The sequence below is a fragment of the Enterovibrio norvegicus DSM 15893 genome (genome assembly GCF_900115495.1).
Classification (GTDB): domain Bacteria; phylum Pseudomonadota; class Gammaproteobacteria; order Enterobacterales; family Vibrionaceae; genus Enterovibrio; species Enterovibrio norvegicus.
Map to the genome: position 1 here is coordinate 51,876 of NZ_FOWR01000008.1, position 21,581 is coordinate 73,456.

Annotated in this window: 18 protein-coding genes; 10 read left to right on the plus strand and 8 right to left on the minus strand. The window is 48.6% G+C overall.

Annotation, left to right across the window (positions count from 1 at the left end):
- Positions 1 to 4: 4 nt before the first annotated feature.
- From BM082_RS06720 to cysB, 3 genes are all read right to left on the minus strand, one after another.
- A complete protein-coding gene (locus BM082_RS06720; RefSeq protein ID WP_017011591.1) occupies positions 5 to 730 on the minus strand; it encodes a sulfite exporter TauE/SafE family protein in 726 nt (241 codons plus the stop codon).
- Between the two features lie 61 nt (positions 731 to 791).
- Positions 792 to 2,015: a methyltransferase gene (locus tag BM082_RS06725; protein ID WP_017012838.1), complete on the minus strand. Its 1,224-nt coding sequence runs from the start codon at positions 2,013 to 2,015 to the stop codon at positions 792 to 794.
- 98 nt (positions 2,016 to 2,113) lie between these two features.
- Positions 2,114 to 3,088, minus strand: a complete 975-nt coding sequence (cysB, locus tag BM082_RS06730; protein ID WP_017012837.1) for an HTH-type transcriptional regulator CysB — start codon at positions 3,086 to 3,088, stop codon at positions 2,114 to 2,116.
- Between the two features lie 323 nt (positions 3,089 to 3,411).
- Here cysB and BM082_RS06735 point away from each other — a divergent pair, with 323 nt between their 5' ends.
- The 7 genes from BM082_RS06735 (at position 3,412) to BM082_RS06765 (ending at position 12,300) form a co-directional block, all read left to right on the plus strand.
- Positions 3,412 to 4,167, plus strand: coding sequence for a hypothetical protein (locus BM082_RS06735; RefSeq protein WP_017011594.1), 756 nt, complete (start codon positions 3,412 to 3,414; stop codon positions 4,165 to 4,167).
- Between the two features lie 299 nt (positions 4,168 to 4,466).
- Positions 4,467 to 6,440 (plus strand): methyl-accepting chemotaxis protein, encoded by a 1,974-nt coding sequence (locus BM082_RS06740; RefSeq protein WP_017012836.1) that lies wholly within the window; start codon positions 4,467 to 4,469, stop codon positions 6,438 to 6,440.
- A 10-nt stretch (positions 6,441 to 6,450) separates the two neighbouring features.
- On the plus strand, positions 6,451 to 7,755 hold the full coding sequence (locus tag BM082_RS06745; protein WP_017011596.1) for an ABC transporter substrate-binding protein: 1,305 nt from the start codon (positions 6,451 to 6,453) through the stop codon (positions 7,753 to 7,755).
- A gap of 352 nt (positions 7,756 to 8,107) precedes the next feature.
- Positions 8,108 to 8,932, plus strand: coding sequence for a DUF3100 domain-containing protein (locus BM082_RS06750; protein WP_017011597.1), 825 nt, complete (start codon positions 8,108 to 8,110; stop codon positions 8,930 to 8,932).
- Positions 8,933 to 8,935: 3 nt separating this feature from the next.
- On the plus strand, positions 8,936 to 9,385 hold the full coding sequence (locus tag BM082_RS06755) for a hypothetical protein (RefSeq protein WP_017011598.1): 450 nt from the start codon (positions 8,936 to 8,938) through the stop codon (positions 9,383 to 9,385).
- Positions 9,386 to 10,573 (plus strand): M20 metallopeptidase family protein, encoded by a 1,188-nt coding sequence (locus tag BM082_RS06760; protein ID WP_074926077.1) that lies wholly within the window; start codon positions 9,386 to 9,388, stop codon positions 10,571 to 10,573. It abuts the gene before it with no gap.
- A 260-nt stretch (positions 10,574 to 10,833) separates the two neighbouring features.
- Positions 10,834 to 12,300, plus strand: a complete 1,467-nt coding sequence (locus BM082_RS06765; protein ID WP_074926082.1) for a multicopper oxidase domain-containing protein — start codon at positions 10,834 to 10,836, stop codon at positions 12,298 to 12,300.
- Between the two features lie 54 nt (positions 12,301 to 12,354).
- On the opposite strand, the gene adiA is transcribed toward BM082_RS06765, so the two are convergent.
- Positions 12,355 to 14,649 carry an arginine decarboxylase gene (gene adiA / locus BM082_RS06770; protein WP_017012833.1) on the minus strand — a complete coding sequence of 765 codons (2,295 nt, stop codon included), beginning with the start codon at positions 14,647 to 14,649 and terminating at the stop codon, positions 12,355 to 12,357.
- A 530-nt stretch (positions 14,650 to 15,179) separates the two neighbouring features.
- Here adiA and potE point away from each other — a divergent pair.
- Positions 15,180 to 16,499 carry a putrescine-ornithine antiporter gene (gene potE / locus BM082_RS06775; RefSeq protein ID WP_074926085.1) on the plus strand — a complete coding sequence of 440 codons (1,320 nt, stop codon included), beginning with the start codon at positions 15,180 to 15,182 and terminating at the stop codon, positions 16,497 to 16,499.
- A 9-nt stretch (positions 16,500 to 16,508) separates the two neighbouring features.
- Positions 16,509 to 16,916 carry a hypothetical protein gene (locus BM082_RS06780; RefSeq protein ID WP_017011602.1) on the plus strand — a complete coding sequence of 136 codons (408 nt, stop codon included), beginning with the start codon at positions 16,509 to 16,511 and terminating at the stop codon, positions 16,914 to 16,916.
- Between the two features lie 73 nt (positions 16,917 to 16,989).
- Here BM082_RS06780 and BM082_RS06785 read toward each other — a convergent pair whose 3' ends face one another.
- The 3 genes from BM082_RS06785 to BM082_RS06795 all read right to left on the minus strand — a co-directional run bounded on the left by BM082_RS06785 (position 16,990) and on the right by BM082_RS06795 (position 19,623).
- Entirely contained in the window at positions 16,990 to 17,964 is a 975-nt protein-coding gene (locus BM082_RS06785) for a LysR substrate-binding domain-containing protein (protein ID WP_017011603.1), read from the minus strand.
- A gap of 295 nt (positions 17,965 to 18,259) precedes the next feature.
- Positions 18,260 to 18,751 (minus strand): low molecular weight protein-tyrosine-phosphatase, encoded by a 492-nt coding sequence (locus BM082_RS06790; RefSeq protein ID WP_017012831.1) that lies wholly within the window; start codon positions 18,749 to 18,751, stop codon positions 18,260 to 18,262.
- 137 nt (positions 18,752 to 18,888) lie between these two features.
- Positions 18,889 to 19,623, minus strand: coding sequence for a dienelactone hydrolase family protein (locus BM082_RS06795; protein ID WP_017012830.1), 735 nt, complete (start codon positions 19,621 to 19,623; stop codon positions 18,889 to 18,891).
- Between the two features lie 246 nt (positions 19,624 to 19,869).
- Between BM082_RS06795 and cobO the strand changes: the two genes are divergently transcribed.
- Positions 19,870 to 20,460 carry a cob(I)yrinic acid a,c-diamide adenosyltransferase gene (cobO, locus tag BM082_RS06800; RefSeq protein ID WP_017012829.1) on the plus strand — a complete coding sequence of 197 codons (591 nt, stop codon included), beginning with the start codon at positions 19,870 to 19,872 and terminating at the stop codon, positions 20,458 to 20,460.
- A gap of 76 nt (positions 20,461 to 20,536) precedes the next feature.
- Here cobO and BM082_RS06805 read toward each other — a convergent pair whose 3' ends face one another.
- Positions 20,537 to 21,571, minus strand: coding sequence for a metal-dependent hydrolase (locus BM082_RS06805; RefSeq protein ID WP_017012828.1), 1,035 nt, complete (start codon positions 21,569 to 21,571; stop codon positions 20,537 to 20,539).
- Between the last annotated feature and the right edge of the window lie 10 nt (positions 21,572 to 21,581).

The following is a 21,581-nucleotide window of genomic DNA, read 5'->3' on the forward strand; positions in this document are numbered from 1 at the left end:
CTGCTTACGCTGAAATACCACGAATCAGCGTCGTGATACCCGCGAACGAACAAAGCACTAAGAGTCCATATCTTACCCATTCCGCACGAATGTGCGGGGCGATGCGAAACGCGACCCAAGACGAGACAAACACGATCGGCAACGACATCAAACTGACCTTCACATGCCAAAGGTTGAAATACCCTGTCATGGCGAGAACCACCAACGAAATCACACAGCTAAACACGAAGTAGCCTGCAAGGTTTGCACGCATCATCGCCACGTCCATTTTTTGCAAGACCAATGCCATTGGCGGCCCGCCAATACTGGTGGTGGTACCCATTACCGCCGCAGTGAAACCTGCCCAAAACATGTTTTTGTTATTGGGTTCGACAGAAAACTTAAACACGCTTGCCACGACAGCGAATAGCACCGCCACACCCATTGCTATTTCAAGCACATTCAGTGATAAGTAAATCAGCATCACGCCGGCGACAAACGTACCCGGAATACGCCCAATAAACGCCCAACCCAATCCCTTCAATGAAATTTGTCGGCGATATTGCCACGTATTAATGCTGGCAAGACACAAGGTCACCATAGTGACTGCACTCGGCACAAGCGTCGGCTCAATCATCATCACGATAGGCGCAGCAACGATGGCCAACCCAAAACCAATCAAGCTTTGCACAAATGCACCTGCACCCAACGCGAGCATGACAAGCAGGGTTTGTTCGACAGTCATTTCCATCAGTGATTTCTTTCCATCACAGTCATCATCTCAATTAAAAAGGACACTTAACGCCGCTCCCCTATCGTTGGATTCGCGTCGCGTGTATGAGTAAATTTCTTGGTGTTAGTGCGCGTTCACAAAACGTTGAAACATCCACATCAAAGCCGTTGTCGGTGAGATACAGTGCGCGATCTAATACCAACCACATTTCCAAAGGACGACGGAACAAGGTGCGCACCGTTTCCATTTTTTCTACCAGTAGAAAGCGCGCTTCACCCAGTGTGTGGTACTCCGCAAAGTCGGTGTCTGAGGGGATGACAATCCCTTTTTGTTCCGCAGCCCAGTAACAAAACGCTTCAAACCCCTCATTCAACAGTGATTTTTGCACATTCGGAACGGGCAAATAGGCCGCGCTACCGGTAATTGCACGCTGCAAGGCATCAAAACCCAACCGGAACGTCACTTCGACATAGCGTTTATTTTGTACCGTTTGGCCCGCCGTTACTGTCTCTTGCAGCGGCAGTTTTAAATCATGCTTGCTAAGAGACAACGTCGAATTTTTCGCCAGGGTTGAAAGCGGCTGGTAACACTTATCTTGAATAAGGTGATAGCAACACGGTGATACAGTGACCGTTGATGGACCTGATTGCTTCTCTGCGGCCACGCTGTGTTTCAGCAAGGTGACATGGAGGTCACCACATGCGTGCAACGCGACAGCATGGTCACAAGCGTCAACCAGCCTTTGGCTTTCAGGAGCAAACGCGTCACCTTGAACAAAGTGCATGGTTAACTCGTGTTTTTCTGCGTATTGCTGACCATCACGACATAGCGTCTCTTGCCATTCCAAGCTAGTGACATTGGATTGACGAGAAACCGACAAAACCCGCCCCAGATATCCTTTCCCTGCACACCATTCCAGCCAATGTTGTCCATTTGCTTTAGGCATAGCGGCATTGAACGCCGCAATTTGAGACCATTTGCGACCCGGGATACCTGCAGACCAATGAGGAGCACAATACAGATCGGCATGGTGACTTTCTTTGACGTGACATAACGTAAGCCAGGATTCGGCTTCTGGTAGCCATTGCTTCACCATGGCGGTCAGTTGTTCTGGAGACGCTTTAAGTGTCGAAAGAGACGCTAAGGTTTGGTCATCCAACCAATCACACAGTTCAGGATACGTGTTTCGCCAAGGCAAATCGGCAAAATCAAACGGCATTCCTTGCCAAAAAGGACGGTGTCGCGCCAACGCACCATCCAGTGCGAGGAAACGTTCTGCAAGAGAAAAACAGGGATGAGGCAAAGCTAACTCCAATCGCCAACAAAAATGCGGGAAGAACCACGTCAGTTGGCGACCAGTATATACCTAAGCGTGCATTCTACGCTGACTATCGGGACTTTTTATCTTACGGGGAGTTCGATATCCGCAAACAGCTTTTCAATGTCATGACCATCTTTGAGCGTCATGGCGAAATCGACCCTCTCACGGGTCAAATGCGGCGCAAAGCTCTCGATAAAGTCATACATATAGCTTCGCAGCGCTGTGCCTCGACGGAAGCCGATACGCGTCGTGCTCGCATCAAAGATATGACTGGCATCGATGGCCACCAAATCATTATCAAGCTCTTTGTCGTACGCCATGGTTGCCATAACACCAATGCCGACGCCTAACCTAACATAGGTTTTGATCACGTCAGCATCGGTGGCAGTGAACACGATTTTTGGCTTGAGTTTTGCGCGATCAAACGCGGAGTCGAGACTCGATCTGCCCGTAAAGCCAAACACATACGTCACCAGCGAATAACGCGCAATATCATGAATGGAAAGGGTGGTTCTGTTTGCCAGAGGGTGATCTTTACGCACAATCAGGGAGCGAGTCCAATGATAACAAGGCAGCATCACCAGATCGTCGTAAAGGTGTGAGGCTTCCGTGGCGATGGCAAATTCCGACGTCCCTTTTAAAACGAAATCCGCGATTTGGCTTGGCGCGCCTTGGTGCATGTGCAAAGACACTTTCGGATAGCGCTGAACAAATTCTGAAATCACGGTTGGCAGCGCATAGCGTGCTTGTGTGTGCGTGGTCGCGATATTCAGTTGCCCCATTTCTGGGTTGGTGTATTCAAGCGCGACCGACTTAATACTGTTTACACGAGATAAGATATCGCGTGAAATCTCTACAATCTGTTCGCCTGCAGGGGTTAGCTTGGTGAGGTGTTTGCCACTGCGGCCGAAAATTTTAACGCCCAGCTCGTCCTCCAGCGCACGAATCTGCTTACTGATACCAGGCTGAGACGTAAAAAGACTTTCTGCGGTCGAAGACACATTTAGATCGTTATTCACGACTTCAACGATGTATTTTAGTTGTTGTAATTTCATAGAAAACGTAGAAAAACAAAGGGACAGGTGAATTTATATCGCCTTCCGTTCAAAGAAAGTAGCTTTCGTGCCGATAACCGCCACATAGCGCTCAGAAATTGTTAAAGCTTTCTTTAGTGTGATGATGAAATTTTTTAAACGTAGATAAAGTAATGAAAGTAATGGCGATAAACGTGCGTCATTACGCACTAAGTGCCAGAAATACATTACGAAGCGCCAGATATTAGCTAAGATCGAAAATAGCATTAACAAACTATGACCATAGTAGCAGATCGTGTATCTTATGCCGTCTTAGTTTTAACCGGGAATATCGACGCTCGCTTATGAATATCGCCCTCATTGCTGGCTTATGTGTCATCTTGCTTGGCCTGATTGTTGGTTACAACATCATTGCTCAGCAGAAACAACGCGTTGAGTCAACAAAGCGCCAAGAAATGGCAAAATATATTGCAGTTATTGATGCCACTGAAGAGCTGATCGGTAATGCACATAACTTACCCTACAGTGGGTCTTTGCTTGTTTGTTTAAACAACAAAATCCTTGATGCGTTGAAGACAATGCATGAATTCGACAAGTCCGATCGCTCCTTGCAGAATCGAATTGCCGATGTTCAAGGGCAAATTAATCAAATCAAGCAGACATACCAAAACAAAGATTCAACCTCTTTTCGCGTTCCTGACAGCGACAGAGAAGCAATTTCCATGTTGAAGTTGGTGAAGCGCCTACGTGCTGTGATCAAAGCGGAGCACACCAAAGGTCGTATGCCAACACAACAGTTTGTGGCTGAAAACACACGCCTCGAACAGATGCAGATGAAAATCAACATCGAGAACGTGCTCAAGCGTGTTAACGATGCCAAAATCAAAGGCCAAATGGGCACAGCTCAACAGCTTTTGAAGAAAGCAATCGACGTGGTCAGTTCAAAAAGCGATCCATACTGCCAATCAGCAAAGGAATCGCTCAATGCCATGCTTGAAGAAATCACGCAGTCATTGAATAAAAGTCACGAAATTGCCAAACCAAAAGACAATGATAACAAAGAGCTCGATGAGCTTTTTGCGCCTAAAAAGAAATGGTAATCTCCTCGCGTTTGTCGATTTCCAAGAAAGCCCCGCAAGGGGCTTTTTTTATGCCCCCTACCTTTATCCCTCCTAGTGTAAATCCGATCTTGCTTCCATTTATTTTCTGTCGCGAATTATTTGTGCGTTTGATAACAAAAAAAAGCTAAAGACAATCAACTCTCGTGCCGATAGGTACGTTTAATGTCACAATCCACCACCAATTTTTCACGCTTAAGTACCATTTTTTAGAAGCGCGAATTTTTGCCAAGCTTTGGCACTTATCTTCCCATCACAGGCTATTGTAGAGTGAGAGAGCAATGAAGTTGTCCGTCGTACAAAGAACGATAGCGGGCTTTGCCTTAATGTTTGTGTTGATTGCATTGCTAAGCAGTGTCAGTTTATTCAACGCAAATACCCTTCAAAGCAAAGTTGAGCAAATCACCGACCAAACCACGCCAATGGTTGTCACCTCTGGCAACCTTATTACCCAGTTGATGCACACGAACCTTCTCGTGAGCACATTCCAAGATAACCCAGCCATTGCTGCAAACATTGATGAGCGATTCGACCGCCAGAAGCAACGCTTCTTCGACACGCTGAACAATGCACAGCTCAATGCGAACCTTAATGAGGAACGCCAGCAGATCCGCCAGATTTCTTCGGCGTCGTCGCGCTACTTCGAACAGGCTTCCGTCCTGATTGATTTGCAAAAACAATCCGACCGTTTGGTAGAAGAACGCGAAACGCTTGATCTTAAGTTCTTGCGTCTTGAAGATACCTACCAATGGGCGGCAAACCTTTTGCTGCAGAAAGCGTCAGTAAAGCGCTCATTGCATAATCGCGCAGAGTTGATCACCAGCGGTATCGCGCGAGACTTGAAACTGGTTCGCCGTGCCGATCAAAGCACCGATCTGGTTGCGCTTCGCAAAGCCCTGTCTAAAGACATCGAAATCGCATTTAAACGTCTAGAGCTCATCTCTGTTGAAGACGATGTGAAAGCACGCTATGCACGCAATTTGAAGAAAGTTGAAGTACTCACTTTGGATAAAAATGGCTTGCTGGATGTCCTTGCACAACAACAATCCGTGAACAGTCAACTGCAGTTCGAACGTGAGAAAACAACAGAACAAACAGACAACATTCAATCATTGTTAGAAGACCACGCCAAATACGCCCAACAACTTGCTGCAACAAGTCGTGTTGATGCTGAAAATGCCGTTCGTGAGGCGCTTTTCTACATCATTGTGATGACCTCTATCGCCGCAGTGATCAGCCTCGTGGTTGGTTTTAGTATCACGCGTAGCATCCAGAAGCCATTGGCAGTGATCACTAATGTGCTTGAGAAAATGACCAGCGGCGATATGCGTACCCGCGCTAACTATGTTGCGAACGATGAATTTGGCGACCTCAGCCGCTCAATCGACATGCTGGCAGACACCATGTCACAAACCCTCTCGAAATTCGGTGATGGTGCTTCTCATCTGCTCGACGAAGCCAGCCGTGCCGCATCGGTGAGTGACAGCGCGATGTCTCGCGTAGAAGACCAAAAATCGCGCACCGATCAGGTTGCAGCTGCGATTTCTGAAATGGAAGTCAGCGCGAAAGAAATAGCCCGTTCAACAGAGCTTACCGTGGTGGAAGTGGAAAACACCAACCAAGCTGCCAACAGCGGCCGTTCGCAGGTTTCTCGCAACCGCACGCTCACCGAGCAGCTTTCCAGCAATATCAGTGAAGCGGTATCGAACACCCAGCAGTTGAACCATTACTCCAGTAACATTGGTTCAATTCTGCACGTGATCCAGGAAATCGCGGAGCAAACCAACTTGCTTGCCCTGAACGCAGCGATTGAAGCGGCACGTGCAGGCTCACATGGTCGAGGTTTCGCCGTGGTTGCTGATGAAGTGCGTGCCCTCGCGAACCGCACGCAGAGCTCGACAGAAGAAATTCAGCAGATGATCAATAACCTGCAAGGGAACGCATCGCGCATGGCAGAAACCATGAACGTGAGCCAGAAACAGATGGAAGAGTGTTTAACGCAAACCCGCCTGACAGATGAAACCTTGCAAGACATCGTGTCACGCATGGAAGCCATTCAAGAAATGGCAGTACATGTTGCACAAGCGACGGAAGAACAAATCAAGGTCAGTATCGACGTGGCTGAACACATCAACGGCATTGCGCACGTTGCGTATGAAGCGGAGAAAGAAGCGCGTGCTTCAGCGGCGAGCAGCGAATCTCTGGCTGACTTGGCGCAAGACCAGCAAAACCTGATTGCCAACTTCCGCGTGTGAGGACATGAACATGAAAAAATCGATACTTATGCCATTCGCGGCGGCAATGCTAGCCACTTCTGCTTTCGCTAGCGCACAAACCACGCTCGTGATTGATTCATGGCGTAGCGACGACGCGGTTTGGAATGAGAAAATCATTCCCGCGTTCAACAAGCATTACCCAAACATCAAAGTGGAATACCGCTCTCCGCCAGATTTAGATGCGTCTAAATGGAACAGCGACATGGAAGCCCGCTTTAAGAGCCAAACCGCCGGCGATTTGATTGCGTGCCGTCCGTTTGATGGGTCATTAGCGCTATTCAAACGTGGCATCTTTAAAGAAGTCACCGAAATGGAAGGCATGGAAAACTTCCCAAGCTTTGCGCAAGCACCTTGGCAAACCGACTCAGGCGCACAAACGTTCTGTTTGCCGATGGCGTCCGTGATCCATGGCTTTTTCTACAACAAAGATATCTTCAAAGAACTGGGCGTGAATGAGCCGGTGACAAATGCAGATTTCTATTGGGTGCTAGAAAAAGCCAAGCGCAGCGGTTACCTGCCCCTCGCCATGGGCACCAAAGACAAGTGGGAAGCGGCCACCATGGGCTTTCAAAACATAGGCCCAACCTATTGGAAAGGCGAAGATGGCCGTGGCGCTCTGCTTAACGGCGAAGAGCGCATGGACAGCAAACCTTACCGCGACACATTCCGCCAATTGGAAAAGTGGGCAAAGTACATGGGTGACGATTTCGACCAGCGCGGCTATAACGATGCCATCAGTCTTTTTGCAAATGGTAAAGCTGCGGTCTATCCCGCAGGATCATGGGACATCATGAGTTTCAACGGCAAGGTGAACATGGGGGTTTTCCCACCACCGGTCGAGAAAAAGGGGGACGCTTGTTATTTCAGTGACCATACCGATCTCGGCATGGGCATCAATGCCAATTCAAAGCACCCAGAAGCAGCAGAAGCCTTTCTGAAATGGATGACGACCGCAGAATTTGCAGAGTTGTTGACCAACGAGATCTCCGGTTTCTTCTCACTCTCAAACCATTTCTTTGACGTGAAAAACCCTATCGCGCAGGAAATGATGTCATGGCGTGATAAATGCGACTCCACCATTCGCTCTACTGCACAAGTGCTAACCCGCGGCAAGCCAGACCTTGAAATGGAAGTATGGGATACCACCACGTCCGTGATGGGTGGTTCCATGACACCCACACAAGCCGTGAACCAACTACAAAGTGGTTTAGAAAGCTGGTACCAGCCTCAAAAAGACAGCAAGAAATCTGCATCAAGCAGTGCCTTGTGCAATTGCTCACCCTTGATGCAATAACACATTAGCCTTTACCCAAAAAACGTCTAAGCCCGGCTCTCACGCCGGGCTTTCTTTTTTGCCAAGCATCGATACACATTCAACACCCATCAAGCGCACCGAACATCAAAAAGTGCGCGTTGAGATTCACCTACAACTTCCACCGCAAATTGTTACGTTTTGCCTCTTTCCCACAACAGATGACGCACGAAAATCCCCCTCCATTCACACCTTAATAACCACTAATTCCATATGGGAATATGATAGTTAGTTTTCATCTAGTCACTGCATACAAGTGTTGATCTCATTCACGTTTCGCTTTTCACAACGCCCTATAATCGCCGCGAATTCCCTCCTTACTCGATGAAGAAGTATGAACACAGAAGAAAACAAAGCAGGCCAAGCGCGCGTCGTCATCACGAGCGTACTTGCCGTTGCTGCACTGATTTTTGTTTCTCAGGCCCTGATCGGCACCCAAAAAATTGATCTTGGCTTCGCGACCATCTCTATCCTTCCAATGTTATTCGCGGTGATGTTCGGTATGGCACTTTCTGTCAACTGGACCAAGTCAAAAATCAAAGTATGGGGCAAAACCTTCACAGAAAAAGAAGAAGGTTTCTGCGGCAAGATGGTGGGCTACTGCCTACTTGTTCTGGGCACCCAATATGCGGGCATGATCATTCCTAACCTAGAAATGATTATCGACGCCGGTATTCCGCTTCTTTTCCAAGAGTTGGGTAACCTGCTTCCAATTTTGATTGCCGTTCCGCTGGCAGTGAAATTCCAATTCGGTCGTAAAGCCATCGGCGCATGTTCTTCTATCAGCCGTGAACCTTCCATTGCGGTTATCCAAGGTAAATTCGGTACGGGTAGCCCTGAGTATGTTGGCGTGCTGGCGATTTACCTGTGTGGTTCTGTTATCGGTACCTTGTGGTTCAGCGTACTGGGCAGTATCGCGCCGTTGACGGGCCTTCACCCATTGGCACTGGCTGCCGGTTCTGGCGTGGGCAGTGGTTCAATGCTAAGTGCGGCATCAGGCGCACTGGTATCCGGTCTTGAGCCAGAAATGGCAAAACAGGTACTGAGCATTGCAGCGGCATCCAACCTGCTTTCATCTGTACTTGGCGCATTGTCACTGACCTTCCTAGGTCTGCCACTTGCTGAACTCACTTACAAACTGTGCAACAAAGGTAAATAAGCCATGAAAGCCATTCTTACGGATATGAAGCTGGTCTCGCTTGCGATTGTACTGGCAGGTTTCACCCAATTTTTGACCAATGGCACCGCGCCGCTGGAGATGGTCGACAGCTTTATCGCAATGTCGGTTATCGTTTTCTTGTCACTGGTTGCGAAGAAGTTCCTTCCGTCTTCTCTGCCAACCTTTGCGTACGCGACCATCATCGGTATTTTGATTTGTCTGCCTGAAACAGCGGTTCGCACCTACTTCCTAGACTCTGTGGGTAAAATCCAGTTCTTATCCGTGTGTGTACCATTGCTCGCATTCGCAGGTTTGTCTGTGGGCGGCCAAATGGAAGAACTGAAGAAGATGTCTTGGAAAGTGATTGTCATCTTCCTGATTGTGGCAACAAGCTGTTTCTTCGGCGCGTCCATGATTGCGCAAATCGGTTTCCAAATGAAAGGGATTATCTAAATGTCTGACAAATACAGCCGCTTCAACCTAGACGGCAAACTGCTGGCGATGCACCAATTCAGCATCAAAACACGCCGTGATTTACACCAGATCCCAGAAGCATCGGGCGTAGAACTGAAAACCACGGCCTACTGTCAGGCATTGATGACTGAGATGGGTTACACCCTGACGACCTACGAGGGTTACACCGGTTTTATTGCTGATCTCACCATCAACGACAGTTGGGATCGCGTGGCGTTCCGTGCGGACATGGACGCACTGGAAATGGAAGACATGACAGAGAACGACTACCGCTCTCAACACGCGGGGTGTTCACACAACTGCGGTCATGACACCCACATGGCAATCATGCTGACCACGGCAAAATACTTGGCTGAAAACCAAGGCGAACTGAAACACAACGTGCGTTTCGCATTCCAAATGGCCGAAGAAGACATGCGCGTACCTGGTGCCAATAAAATGGTTGAGCTGGGTTGTATGGAAGGTGTGGCAGAAGTGTATGCACTGCATAACGACGCGGCGCTGGAATACGGCATGGTGAAGATCAACAACGGCATCATGTCGTCTTACGGTTCAGCATGGACGCTTGACGTGCACGGTGTTTCAGCGCACGGCTCTACGCCACAGAAAGGCCTCGATGCGATTCGCGAAGCCAGCCGTATCATCATGGACATGGACTACGTTGTTGCTAAACGCACCAACCCATTCAGCCCAGCGGTGTTTGGCTGTGGCATGTTCAATGGCGGCACCATTCCAAACGCGATCCCTGATTATGTGCAGGCGCGCGGTACCATTCGTGCGATGGACGCAGAAACGGATCAGATCCTGAAAGACAGCTTCAGCATGTTCGTGAAGGAAAGTGAAATCCGTGGCTTCAAGACCACCATGGAATGCGAAGGTTACCCTGCGGTCATCAACCACCCAGACGCGTACCAACGCGTGGTAGATGCAGCACGTGAAACCGTGCCAGCCGATCGCCTCGATCCAAACGGTAACCCAATGACGGGTTCTGAGGATTTCAGCTTGATGGTGAACGCGGCACAAAACAAAAAGGGCGCGATGTTCTTCCTTGGTAGTGGCAACAAAGAGGCGGACATTTGTAACTACCTGCACTCAAGTCCTTACTACGTGGATGACGACTTCCTGCTGATCGGCGCACAGATCTTCATTCGTATCGCTTGCCACTGAAGATTGTTTCCCTAAAAAACCAAACAACCTGAAGAGGCTGGATTCAGCAAGTTTGGGTATAAACACCAAAGGCCAGACGCTTTTCGCTCTGGCCTTTTCCTATTCTCAACAATTTCTTATACCTGAAGACATGGGAATCTGGACAATCCATCGTCTTTTCTTGTTTGTATCACTTTTGAGCTAGGCTCTAAATGGACGAACACAGTCTGATATTAAATAATCCGCCACCAAAACATATTTAAGTAAATTAGGGAAAAAGGATGACCTACTTCAGACATAAGAAAGGTGTATTTAAGCGCCAGAAGGGTTTTGCCCGCCGACGTGTGGCCTTCGTCATGCTTTTGGTCTCCGCACTTCTTATTACCGCCATTGCCGCCAGCACTGCGCTGCGCGCTTCTCCACCCACTTCAGCAGCAGTGACACCCTTGAATGTGCCGACACTCATTGACAGCAGAACGCAAAATGGCCCGATAGTCATCGATATTAAAGAAGGCGAGCACGCGTTTTACCCTGGGGTTAAGAGTAAAACCAGTGGCTACAATGGTGGATATCTCGGCCCAACAATAAAAATGTACAAAGGCGAAAGCACAGATATTTCATTCACCAACCATCTTGATGAACCAACGAACATTCACGGTCATGGCTTACACGTTGTAGGAAAAATTGATGGCGGGCCTCAAAACAAAATCCTACCCGGAGAAACATGGAACGTGACCATTCCGGTCTCGCAACAGGCATCGACCAACTGGTACCACCCTCACCTTAAAGGCTCCACTGCCAAGCAGGTTCATTCTGGACTGGCGGGTTTTTATCTGATTGAAGATGGTCATTCATTGTCTTTAGGTTTGCCAAACACCTATGGCATTGATGATATTCCATTGGTGATTCAGGACAGAAACTTTGTTGATGGAAAAATGACGCCATACCCCGCTGGTAACATGCCGGAAGACTTAAGAGAAGATACGCTTGTGGTCAATGGCACCATCAACCCCTATACGATGGTACCCAAATCTTTTGTCAGATTACGCTTACTCAACGGCTCCAACGCCCGCTCATATGAGTTCTATCTCGAAGGCGAACAACCTTTCTATAAAATAGCGACGGAAGGCGGATTACTCCCGTCGCCAGTGGAGATAACAACGCTGAAAATGGCGCCAGGAGAACGTAATGACATCGTCGTTGACATGTCAGTCATCGAAAACCAAAAGGTGTTAGCAAGGTTCCTGCCGATGAGCTACAACGGGTTCAACGCTGCTCTCATTCCATTCTCTGAAAGCCAACCTGTTCTTGAGCTAAGGGCTGATGGCTCTCTTGAAGCACTTGCATCCGAGCTGCCTACACAACTCAATACCATCACACCTTATCTTGAAAAGGATGTTGAGGTTGAACGCGTTTTTGAGCTGGATGACATGTCGATTAATGGTCAACAAATGAACATGAAGGTCATTAATCATGAATCCAAACTAGGGCAACTGGAAAAATGGACCATTGATTCAGGCAGACACCCCTTCCACATGCATGGCACGTCTTTTCTGATTCTGTCGATGAATGGAAACCCACCAGCCCCCGAAGACCAAGGCTGGAAAGACACCATTTATCCAAATGGTACCGCGGAAATTCTGCTGAAGTTCGACTATGAGGCTCCCGAACAATGGCCATACATGTACCACTGCCATATTCTGGAGCATGAGGATATGGGAATGATGGGACAATTTACCGTCAAATAACCTCGATTGAACAAGACAAGATAGGGGGAGCGATTCGCTCCCCTTTCTTTTTCTTTAAACCGACTTCACACACATGACGTGATACACGCCGTCATGCAGCTCAGTGCCTTCTGTTTCTTTCTCAAAGCCTGGGAATTCCTCATCCCACACTTCGAGCCCTTTCAGGTATTTAATCTGCGCACTGGTTTCGTCACCAAAGCTTTCGCCTGACATCAGCATTGGAATACCCGGTGGGTAAGGAATGACAGCATTCGCCGCTACACGCCCTTCAAGTTGATGCGAGGGCACCATTTCAACATTGTCAGCAACGATGGCTTGGAACGCTGCTCTCGGCGTGATGATGGCTTCAGGCAGGTTTTCATACGCTGCATTAAGCAACTCGCCCGGGTTGTGTTTTTGCAGGTATTTGAAGATCTTATCGCCTAAGTCTTTCATACCTAGGTCGCCATACACCTCAGGGAAATCCGCCACCAAATCAGGGAGTGACTCAGACAATGGCGTATTGGCATCATAATGACGCTTGAAACCCATTAAGGTGTTCACCAAGGTTGCCCACTTCCCTTTTGTTACACCCATTGAGAAGAGGAACATGACTTGGAAATCCGTGGTACGTGTTGGCACAATACCGAAGCGCCCAAGGTACAAAGTCACGAGTGCTGCTGGCACACCTGTGTCTAATAGGTTGCCATCATCCCCCATGCCCGGTGCAAGAATACTGACCTTGATTGGATCAAGCATACACCAGTCAGCAGGCATATCTTTGAAGCCATGCCAATCATCGTTTGGGTGCATTACCCATGCATCTTGGCTTTCACAAAGCAGGTCTGCCGGCGCATCTTCAAATGCGTAAGACTGGCCTGTTTCTGGGTCTTTGACTGATTCTGCATTCCACGGTTTGAAGAACCAATCTCCTGCATCATTGAACTCTCGGTTTAAGCGTCCCATCGCTTGACGGAAATCCACCGCTTCGCGGATCACTTCAAGTGTTAGCGAATGACCTCGGTTGCCATCCATCATCGACGCAGCAATGTCGTTCGATGCACAAATTGCGTACAAAGGTGACGTTGTCGCGTGCATCATGTACGCCTGATTAAAACGTTCGAAGCTGATCGCCCCTTTTCCGTTTCTTACATGAAGGAATGACGCTTGTGACAATGCGTTAAGTAGCTTGTGCGTGGAATGGGTGGCGAATACCGTCGGGCCATCAGGGTCTTCCACAGGTTCACCGCGCATGGCGTAATGATTTTCGTAAATGGGGTTAAAGCGTGCGTAACCGTACCATGCTTCATCAAAATGAATGCGGTCGCTGCTCTCTGCCAAAATGTCTTGCGCCTGCTTCGCGTTGTAACACAAGCCGTCATAGGTACAGTTCGTCAGTACCGAGTAAACCGCACGCTTGTGGGCATGATCTTTGGTTAATGCTGTGTCTTCTGCACGTTTTTGCAGAACAGGTTTGGCGAGTTGATCAGGATAAATCGGGCCAATGATGCCGTAGCGATTACGTGTCGGCAGCAGGTAAACCGGTCGTGCACCAGACAACATGAGCCCTTGTTCGATGGATTTGTGGCAATTGCGGTCACAAATCACAATGTCATCTTCGTTCATACAGGCAGACATGATGGTGCGGTTAGAGCCTGAGGTGCCTGTGACCAATGAGTAAGATTGATGCGCCCCAAAGACTTTGGCGGCATATTTCTCACTTTCACCAAACGCCCCTGTATGGTCGAGCAGTGAGCCTAGCGAACCACGCTCAATCCCCATGTCGGTGCGGAAAATACCTTCACCGTAGTAGTTGTAGAAGCGCTGTCCCGCTGGCGTTTTAGTGAAGCCCACGCCGCCTTGGTGTCCGGGTGCAGCCCATGAATATTCATGGATATCATCATATCGCATCAATGCTGCCATCAACGGAGGAAGCAATTTCGAACGATAGCGTGTCATCGCTGCAACGGCACGCCCTGCGATAAAGTCAGGGGTGTCTTCCATTATCCACGCGAACTCATCGACTTTCTCCATCATCTCACGGGTGACATGAAGGGTGATCTTTTTGCGCTCTGCCAATAGGAAAACAGGGACATTTTCTTGGCGTCGATTCAGCTTATCAATCAACACATAGAAGCGGTCGTTTTCCTCCGATTGCGAGCCACTCATGGCGGATGTCAGCATTAAACAATCGATAGCAGTATTCGTGAAAATGATCGAATAGCAATCATCAAAACTGGTCGCTACCGTCACGTTTGCACCACTCGCTTCAAGCTCTGATATGAGTCGTTCAATCGCGTTACCGACAATACCCTGTCGGTGGGCTTCCTCTAAAATTAAGACGTTGTATTTCTTTCCATATTTTTTCATAGCCCTGCTCCGGCACGGTTATTGTGAACAAGAAAAAGCGCTCTGAGTCCTGCATTTTCAGGCTGCTGGGTATATTCACCATAGAAGAGCACTCAGACAGAAAAAGTCGCAAAAAAGACATAAACGAAGAAAAACATCGTGAAAAAAATAGATAGTAAAAGTCTCAAAAACCAGACATCAGAAATGCATTATTTTTTATAGCACTCAATTTCATTTCCACATCCTTTCGCAACACTCACTTTAAAGTGCGCATGTCTTGGAAAAGAACCATTTCCCCTTAAGCGCAACATCTAAGTTCAATTCGACGACACGATACTTTTTCGATTTATCAGCCCTTGTACGCTCTCCACTTATAGAGTGAGTGCCTTGGGGGGTAAGTCTGTTTTCACTTAGGTTTTGGCGTTTTTATTTCGGCATGGTGCATGTACTAAAAAGCATGCAAAACGATGTGTTGCCGTTTAAGCAGGAAAAGGCCAAGCGAAGCGAAACCTACTGACATGACACCAGGATAAATGAGGTGGAGAATTAGCATGGCTTCAGAACAAAACAAAATGGGATTGGTTGGCCTCACGACCATAGTGACGGTCAACATGATGGGGTCAGGTATCATTATGCTGCCGGCCAGTTTGGCGCAAACAGGGGCAATTTCTCTGTTGTCATGGATCCTGACGGCGCTTGGGGCAATGTGTATCGCCTATGCCTTCGCAAAATGTGGGATGTACTGCAATAGAGATGGCGGCATGTCAGCGTATGCCGCAGAAGCACACGGTAAATCCTCGTTTTTTATCGCCTCTTATACCTACTACGTGTGTTTGGTGATCAGTGCCGTTGCCATTGCGGTGTCGGCTGCAGGTTATCTGGTTCCCTTTTTCCCTTGGATTAAGACCACACCGATACATACCTTTATCGCGGTGGTCGGCATTCTCGTCGTCACCATGGTCGCCAACTTTTGGGGGCCAAAAATCACAGGACAAATTTCTGCCATTACTGTCTGGGGGATCATTATTCCGGTGGTCGGTCTGTCGGTTGGTGGCTGGTTTTGGTTTCAACCAGAGTTGTTTTCAGAGGCGTGGAACCCCCATCAAGACACCACGGTCACGGCCATTTCTTCAGGGATTGCCTTAACGCTTTGGGCTTTCCTCGGCATTGAATCGGCGGGGGCAAACTCGGGGGCTGTTGAGAACCCCGAAAAGAACGTTCCCTTGGCCTGTATGCTCGCCACCAGCTTTACGGCGGTTGTGTACATCACCTCAACGTCTGTGATTCAAGGGATCATACCCAATGCGGAGCTGGCCAAATCTGATGCACCTTTTGGCCTTGTTTACACCTATATGTTCAATGAAACCGTCGGGCAAGTGATTACGGCGCTGGCGGTTATCGCCTGTATTGGTTCACTTCTAGGTTGGCAGTTCACCAATGCGCAAGTGTCTAAAGCTGCAGCAGACATTCGCCTGTTTCCGAAAGTCTTTGGTGATGTGAATAAATCCAATGCCCCCATCAAAGGCATGATGATCATGCTTGCCTTGGAACTCGGGTTGGCACTGATGACCATTTCGCCAAATCTGGTGAATCAATTCAACGTGCTGCTTAACCTTGCGGTGTTCATCAATATGGTGCCTTACATCCTATCCCTCACTGGCCTCGAAGTGATTCTGCGCAAGAAGAATGTGGGTAAGAAAGAGTACGAAACCAGCGCGGTGATCGGCACATTCGCGGTGGCTTACAGTATTTATGGCGTTTACGCCTGCGGGCAGTCTGCCGTTTTCTACGGCGCAATCGTGACCTTCATTGGCTACATTTTCTATGGTTTTGTCGCCGCACGAGACAACAACAATGGCGCTACCGCCTAGGAGGACAACATGTGCAACCATGCAGCACTTGATAGGTTGGTCTTTCGTTGTGTCTCTGTCGGCGCGAGTGTGTTGGTGCTCGCCATCAGCACGCCTGCATTTACGTCGGAAGAGATGGAAATCAATGAGGTCGTTGAGGTTGAAAATGTCAGCGAATCAAATCCCATGACGGCTATCGAGATCATTATTGGTAAGCGAATCCCTGAAACGGTCAAAAAGGGCGATCGCCCTCCCCATGTTTATCGGCCTCGCACGCCAATATTTCATCATCATCACCCAGAAAACACATCTGTCGAACCTGAAATCAGGAAACACTTACTGGTGGATCACCCTGAACTCAATAACAATCAGGGCCGTAAGGTCAGAACCCCAGTCAGTGTGAACGATACCAAGGTAGAGAGCGACTCAACCCCTTGAAACGGGGACGTCCGCATAAAAAACGCCAGCAGGAAAGCTGGCGTTTGTGTTTGGTCACTACATGTTTTGTGCGTCAGTAGACAGGCAGTTCTAAGCCATCAAACAGCTTATCGACTTTATCACTGCTGTTTTGCATCAACACATTTTCCATCAAGGTTTTCGTCAAATGCGGCGAAAACGACGTGAGGAAGTCATACATGTAATTCTGCAGCAGGATGTCTTTTGAGAAACAAATCCAGGCGTTAGATGGTGCAAACAGATGATCAAGATTGATGTACGTCAGGCCGCTGTTTTCAATATCTCGCGCCGCAAGCGTCGAAATAATGCCAATGCCGAAGCCCAATTGAACGTAACGCTTAATCACATCAGCATCCATCACGGTCATGAAGTAGTTCGGCGAAATACCAACACGCGCGAACGCTTCATCTTGCGTTTGTCGGCCCGTTGAACCCGGCTCATAACTCAGGATTGGGTATTCTGCCAATTGCTTGAGTGTCGGCATTTTCACGTCGGCCAATGGATGAGAATCAGGCACAACAAGGCCCAATGTCCAGAGGTATGCAGGCAATACGATCAAGTCGTTGTCTGCACCAATATCATGCGCAACAATAGAGAAATCTGAATGCCCTTTGCTGATCACTCCTTTGGTTTGGAGTGGTAACGTCGGCTGAAGATGGAAATTGATATTAGGATATTTCTGCGTGAAATAAGACACACTGTTTGGCAGCAAATAGCGCGCGATCGTGTGGGTGGTGTAAATATTGAGCGTCCCTACACTTGGGTCTAAATGCTCGTTGGCCAGCGCTTTGATTTTCTGTTCAAGCGCCAACATGCGCTCTACCTGCTCAAGGATACGTTCCCCAATTGGCGTAACGCCACTGAGGTTCTTACCGCGTCGCTCAAAAATCCGAACGCCTAATTCTTTTTCCAGCAAACCCACTTGCTTGCTGACGCCCGGTTGCGTTGTAAAAAGCGATTGCGAAGCCGCGGACACATTAAGATTGTTGTCCTTTATCGCTTTTAGGTATTTGAGCTGTTGAAGTTTCAATCCCTTACCTCACACATAGAATACAGCTATAGATCCTGAATTTATAAGAGCATTCCGCTTTAGACAAGTATAAGTGCGTGAAAATGACTGAAAGGATGCAATTATTGAATAAGCGAGCAATAGCGAAAGTGGTTGGCCGTGTCTTTGCTTACATCGCCATGCCCTGTCAATAAGGCTTGAGACAGACAAAAAATCCAACGTGCGATCACCTTAGATGTGTGGCAATCGGCGTTTATGTCTATTCGCGCGTCAACGCATCGCGAAGCTTGGCTTGGCTTGGCTTAAGAATAGGCGATCAGGCTTTGTCGAACACATCGAGAATGCTGTCGCTGGCTTCTTCAATCAAATCCAACACACGCTCAAATCCACGGCTTCCGCCAAAGTAAGGATCAGGGATCTCATTAAGGGCGACATCGCCATGACTGAGGAACAGAGACACTTTGTGTCGGTATTCAGGGGGGCAAATATCAATCAAATCGGCAAGGTTAGCTTTATCAGCCGCGAGCACGAGATCAAACGTCTCAAAGTCTTCGACAGCCACTTGTCGGGAGCGAATACCCGCGAAGCTATACCCTCTGGCCTCACCAGCTTGCTGACTGCGAGGATCAGGCTTGCTTCCCGTGTGATAGCCAATGGTGCCAGCCGAATCAATCTCTACGTCTATGCCCCTTTCAGCGGCTTTTGCCCGCAAGATAGCTTCACCTGTGGGTGAGCGACAAATGTTGCCCATACAAACAACGAGGATGCGAGGCGTGTTGTGTACAGCAGATTGGGATTGAAAGGACATTGGCTTTCCATGCAGCGATACAGTGAGTCCACACTCTAACGAAACACGCACTTTTGCGCAAAAAACATCCTTTAAATTGCCGACTTAACACAACACTCAGTGCCATGCGAAGTCGGCTATGTGCTCATTCTCAACCGCTACTTGCTGAAGTTATCATTCAAGAACGTGCCGAAGGTTTCCCAAGAGCGCGTGTCTGCGATCTCACGGTAGCGTGGCGATTCAAACACGGTGAACGCATGAGGTGCACCAGAGTAGACCTCAATCAGATAAGGCACTTTCGATCCTTCAAGCTGCTCAGACAGCATGGCAACGTCACCCATGGGAATACTGGTGTCTGCTCCGCCATGGGCGATAAAAATCGGCGCGGTATCTTCAGGGTAAGACTGTGCGTTAGGTGTTTTCAAACCACCGTGAAACGTTGCATAGCCCAACACACCGTCCCCTTTGCCAGAGCGGGCAAGTTCCAGTGTGGCTGCACCGCCAAAACAGTAACCGGCAACGACCACGTCATCCATCCCCATTTCTCTGGCTTTGTCTAAACCGGCGAGGATCAAGCTGCGCATCTTTTCTCTGTCTTTATACAGTTTGCCCACTTCCGCTTTTTTGGCGTTAGTGTCTGTTGGGCGGTTGCCCTTACCGTATAAATCGACTGCAAACGTGTTGTATCCCATTTCCGACAGCATGCTCACGCGCTTTTGCTCATAGCCAGTCAGACCATCCCAATCATGAATTAAGATCACTGAGCCTTTTGGTGTGCCTTGTGCCTTTGCGTAGTAGCCTTCCAATTCCATGCCATCTGCACTGTAATCCACGACTTGCCCTGCAAATGCATTAAATGACAACCCAAGAAGCGCTAATCCTAATCGTTTCATGTTCTTTCCCTCGTTTGCTTGTCGATGTTCATCGTGTCCGTTTTTGCTTTAGCAAGCCTTGAAGTGTAGTTACTCAATAGAGAAGCTTGCATGGTATTCCCATGGCTTTACGTAGCTTTACATAAAAGACGATGCGCGATGAATGCTTCCAAATAGAGAGAGTTTTGGTATGTTGTGATCCAATCTTCGAGGCTCACCATACCCTCCCGACTGAAATATACGCATTGGCACTGAAAAGGATCTGACATGAGCGACGAACGCTACAAAGCACGACAACAAAAAGTAAAAGAACAAGTGGATGAACGCGTCGCTGCCGCACAGGTCGAAAAAGGATTATTGCTGGTCATTACCGGCAATGGGAAAGGAAAGTCCACCGCAGGGTTTGGCGTCATTACTCGCGCGACGGGCCACGACCAGAAATGTGGCGTTGCTCAGTTTATTAAAGGCACGTGGGCGTGTGGTGAGCGCAATCTGCTGGAAAAATGCGGTGTTGAATTTCATGTCATGGCGACCGGTTTCACGTGGGACACGCAGGACAAAACCGGTGATACACAAGCCGCACAAGAGGTATGGCAAGAATGTAAACGCATGCTGGCAGACCCAAGCTATGACGTGGTGTTACTGGACGAAATGACCTACATGGTGACCTATGGCTACATTGCGCTGGATGAGGTTGTCACTGCGCTTGAAAATCGCCCCAGTGAGCAATCTGTTGTCATTACAGGGCGCGCAGCACACCGCACGCTGACTGACATGGCCGATACCGTGTCGGAAGTGCGCAATGTTAAGCATGCCTTTGAATCAGGCGTGAAAGTGCGTAAAGGCATCGACTGGTAATTGCTCCCGCAGATCCATTCGATAAAAAAACGCCCCGCTTTTTTGCGGGGTGTTTTTTTTTCTCGTCTTTGCCGTGTTATGGCTCGTCACGAAAACAATCATTTTCATTACACAGCATGGCGTCAATGTGCTGAGCGCCAAGCAATCGCAGCCAAAGTGCGGGAATGGTGCGAGGAAGAACAGGGCCTGGGTCAAGCTGAGTTGGCTCAGTAAGTGCCCAAACACCATTTTCTGATTGCATCGCCATAACGAAGCTAAACGGGTGATAGGTCGCCATGCCTAGGCGTAAGTCAGTGACAACCAAGTCATCATTTTGCTGCTCAAAGCTCACGAACCCCTTGGTGAATCGTTCCAAATCGATCAGCAATGGCGGCGGTGATGGAAACGGCCACTCCCCTCTCACCATCGGCATCCAATCAATCGCAGGGTCTTCATCCATCAAGGAGGCGAGCCCTTCCCAGTATTTGTCTCCGTCTAAGATAACAATGCGCCACAGCACGGTATTTAGTGGTGATGGCGCCATAAATACGGGCTGGCCTTCTAAATGCGTTCCCGCCACGTTTTCTTCAACACGATCTTTCATCATGCCAAGGGCGACCAAGGACCAAACCAGATACAAACTCGAGATCGTTAAACCCGCCGCACACAATTTGGCGGCTCGGCTACGCCAAATAAACGCAGCAAGAACAGGCACTAAAAGCGGTATGGTGTAAGCAGGATCAATAATGAACATGCTGGAAATGGCGACAGGTGGCACGGCAAAAGGCCAGAACAGTTGAGTGCCGTAGCTGGTAAAAGAGTCCAACAGTGGGTGCGTAATCAGCGACAGCCCAATCAATGCCATTAACTGCCAAAGCGGCCAATCTTTCGCGACAACACGTTTCCAAAGCACGGCAAGCACTGCTGCAAATGGCAGCAATACAAACAAAGAGTGACTAAAACCGCGATGCTTAACCATGTTTGAGATGGGGTCACCGTAGTCCAACAGAACATCGAGGTCAGGCAAGGTGCCAAGTGCCGCCCCAGCAAGCAATACTTTTGGTGTACAGCGTCTGCCTGCGACAGCACCTGCTACCGCTGCACCTAAAGCAGCTTGAGAAATTGAATCCATTAACGCGTTC

Coding starts and splice junctions, on each gene's coding strand:
- adiA (WP_017012833.1), bottom strand. CDS start 14,649: ATGAAAAAATATGGAAAGAAATACAACGTCTTAATTTTAGAGGAAGCC.
- cobO (WP_017012829.1), top strand. CDS start 19,870: ATGAGCGACGAACGCTACAAAGCACGACAACAAAAAGTAAAAGAACAA.
- BM082_RS06760 (WP_074926077.1), top strand. CDS start 9,386: ATGTCTGACAAATACAGCCGCTTCAACCTAGACGGCAAACTGCTGGCG.
- BM082_RS06735 (WP_017011594.1), top strand. CDS start 3,412: ATGAATATCGCCCTCATTGCTGGCTTATGTGTCATCTTGCTTGGCCTG.
- BM082_RS06805 (WP_017012828.1), bottom strand. CDS start 21,571: ATGGATTCAATTTCTCAAGCTGCTTTAGGTGCAGCGGTAGCAGGTGCT.
- BM082_RS06755 (WP_017011598.1), top strand. CDS start 8,936: ATGAAAGCCATTCTTACGGATATGAAGCTGGTCTCGCTTGCGATTGTA.
- BM082_RS06795 (WP_017012830.1), bottom strand. CDS start 19,623: ATGAAACGATTAGGATTAGCGCTTCTTGGGTTGTCATTTAATGCATTT.
- cysB (WP_017012837.1), bottom strand. CDS start 3,088: ATGAAATTACAACAACTAAAATACATCGTTGAAGTCGTGAATAACGAT.
- potE (WP_074926085.1), top strand. CDS start 15,180: ATGGCTTCAGAACAAAACAAAATGGGATTGGTTGGCCTCACGACCATA.
- BM082_RS06765 (WP_074926082.1), top strand. CDS start 10,834: ATGACCTACTTCAGACATAAGAAAGGTGTATTTAAGCGCCAGAAGGGT.
- BM082_RS06780 (WP_017011602.1), top strand. CDS start 16,509: ATGTGCAACCATGCAGCACTTGATAGGTTGGTCTTTCGTTGTGTCTCT.
- BM082_RS06720 (WP_017011591.1), bottom strand. CDS start 730: ATGGAAATGACTGTCGAACAAACCCTGCTTGTCATGCTCGCGTTGGGT.
- BM082_RS06750 (WP_017011597.1), top strand. CDS start 8,108: ATGAACACAGAAGAAAACAAAGCAGGCCAAGCGCGCGTCGTCATCACG.
- BM082_RS06790 (WP_017012831.1), bottom strand. CDS start 18,751: ATGTCCTTTCAATCCCAATCTGCTGTACACAACACGCCTCGCATCCTC.
- BM082_RS06740 (WP_017012836.1), top strand. CDS start 4,467: ATGAAGTTGTCCGTCGTACAAAGAACGATAGCGGGCTTTGCCTTAATG.
- BM082_RS06745 (WP_017011596.1), top strand. CDS start 6,451: ATGAAAAAATCGATACTTATGCCATTCGCGGCGGCAATGCTAGCCACT.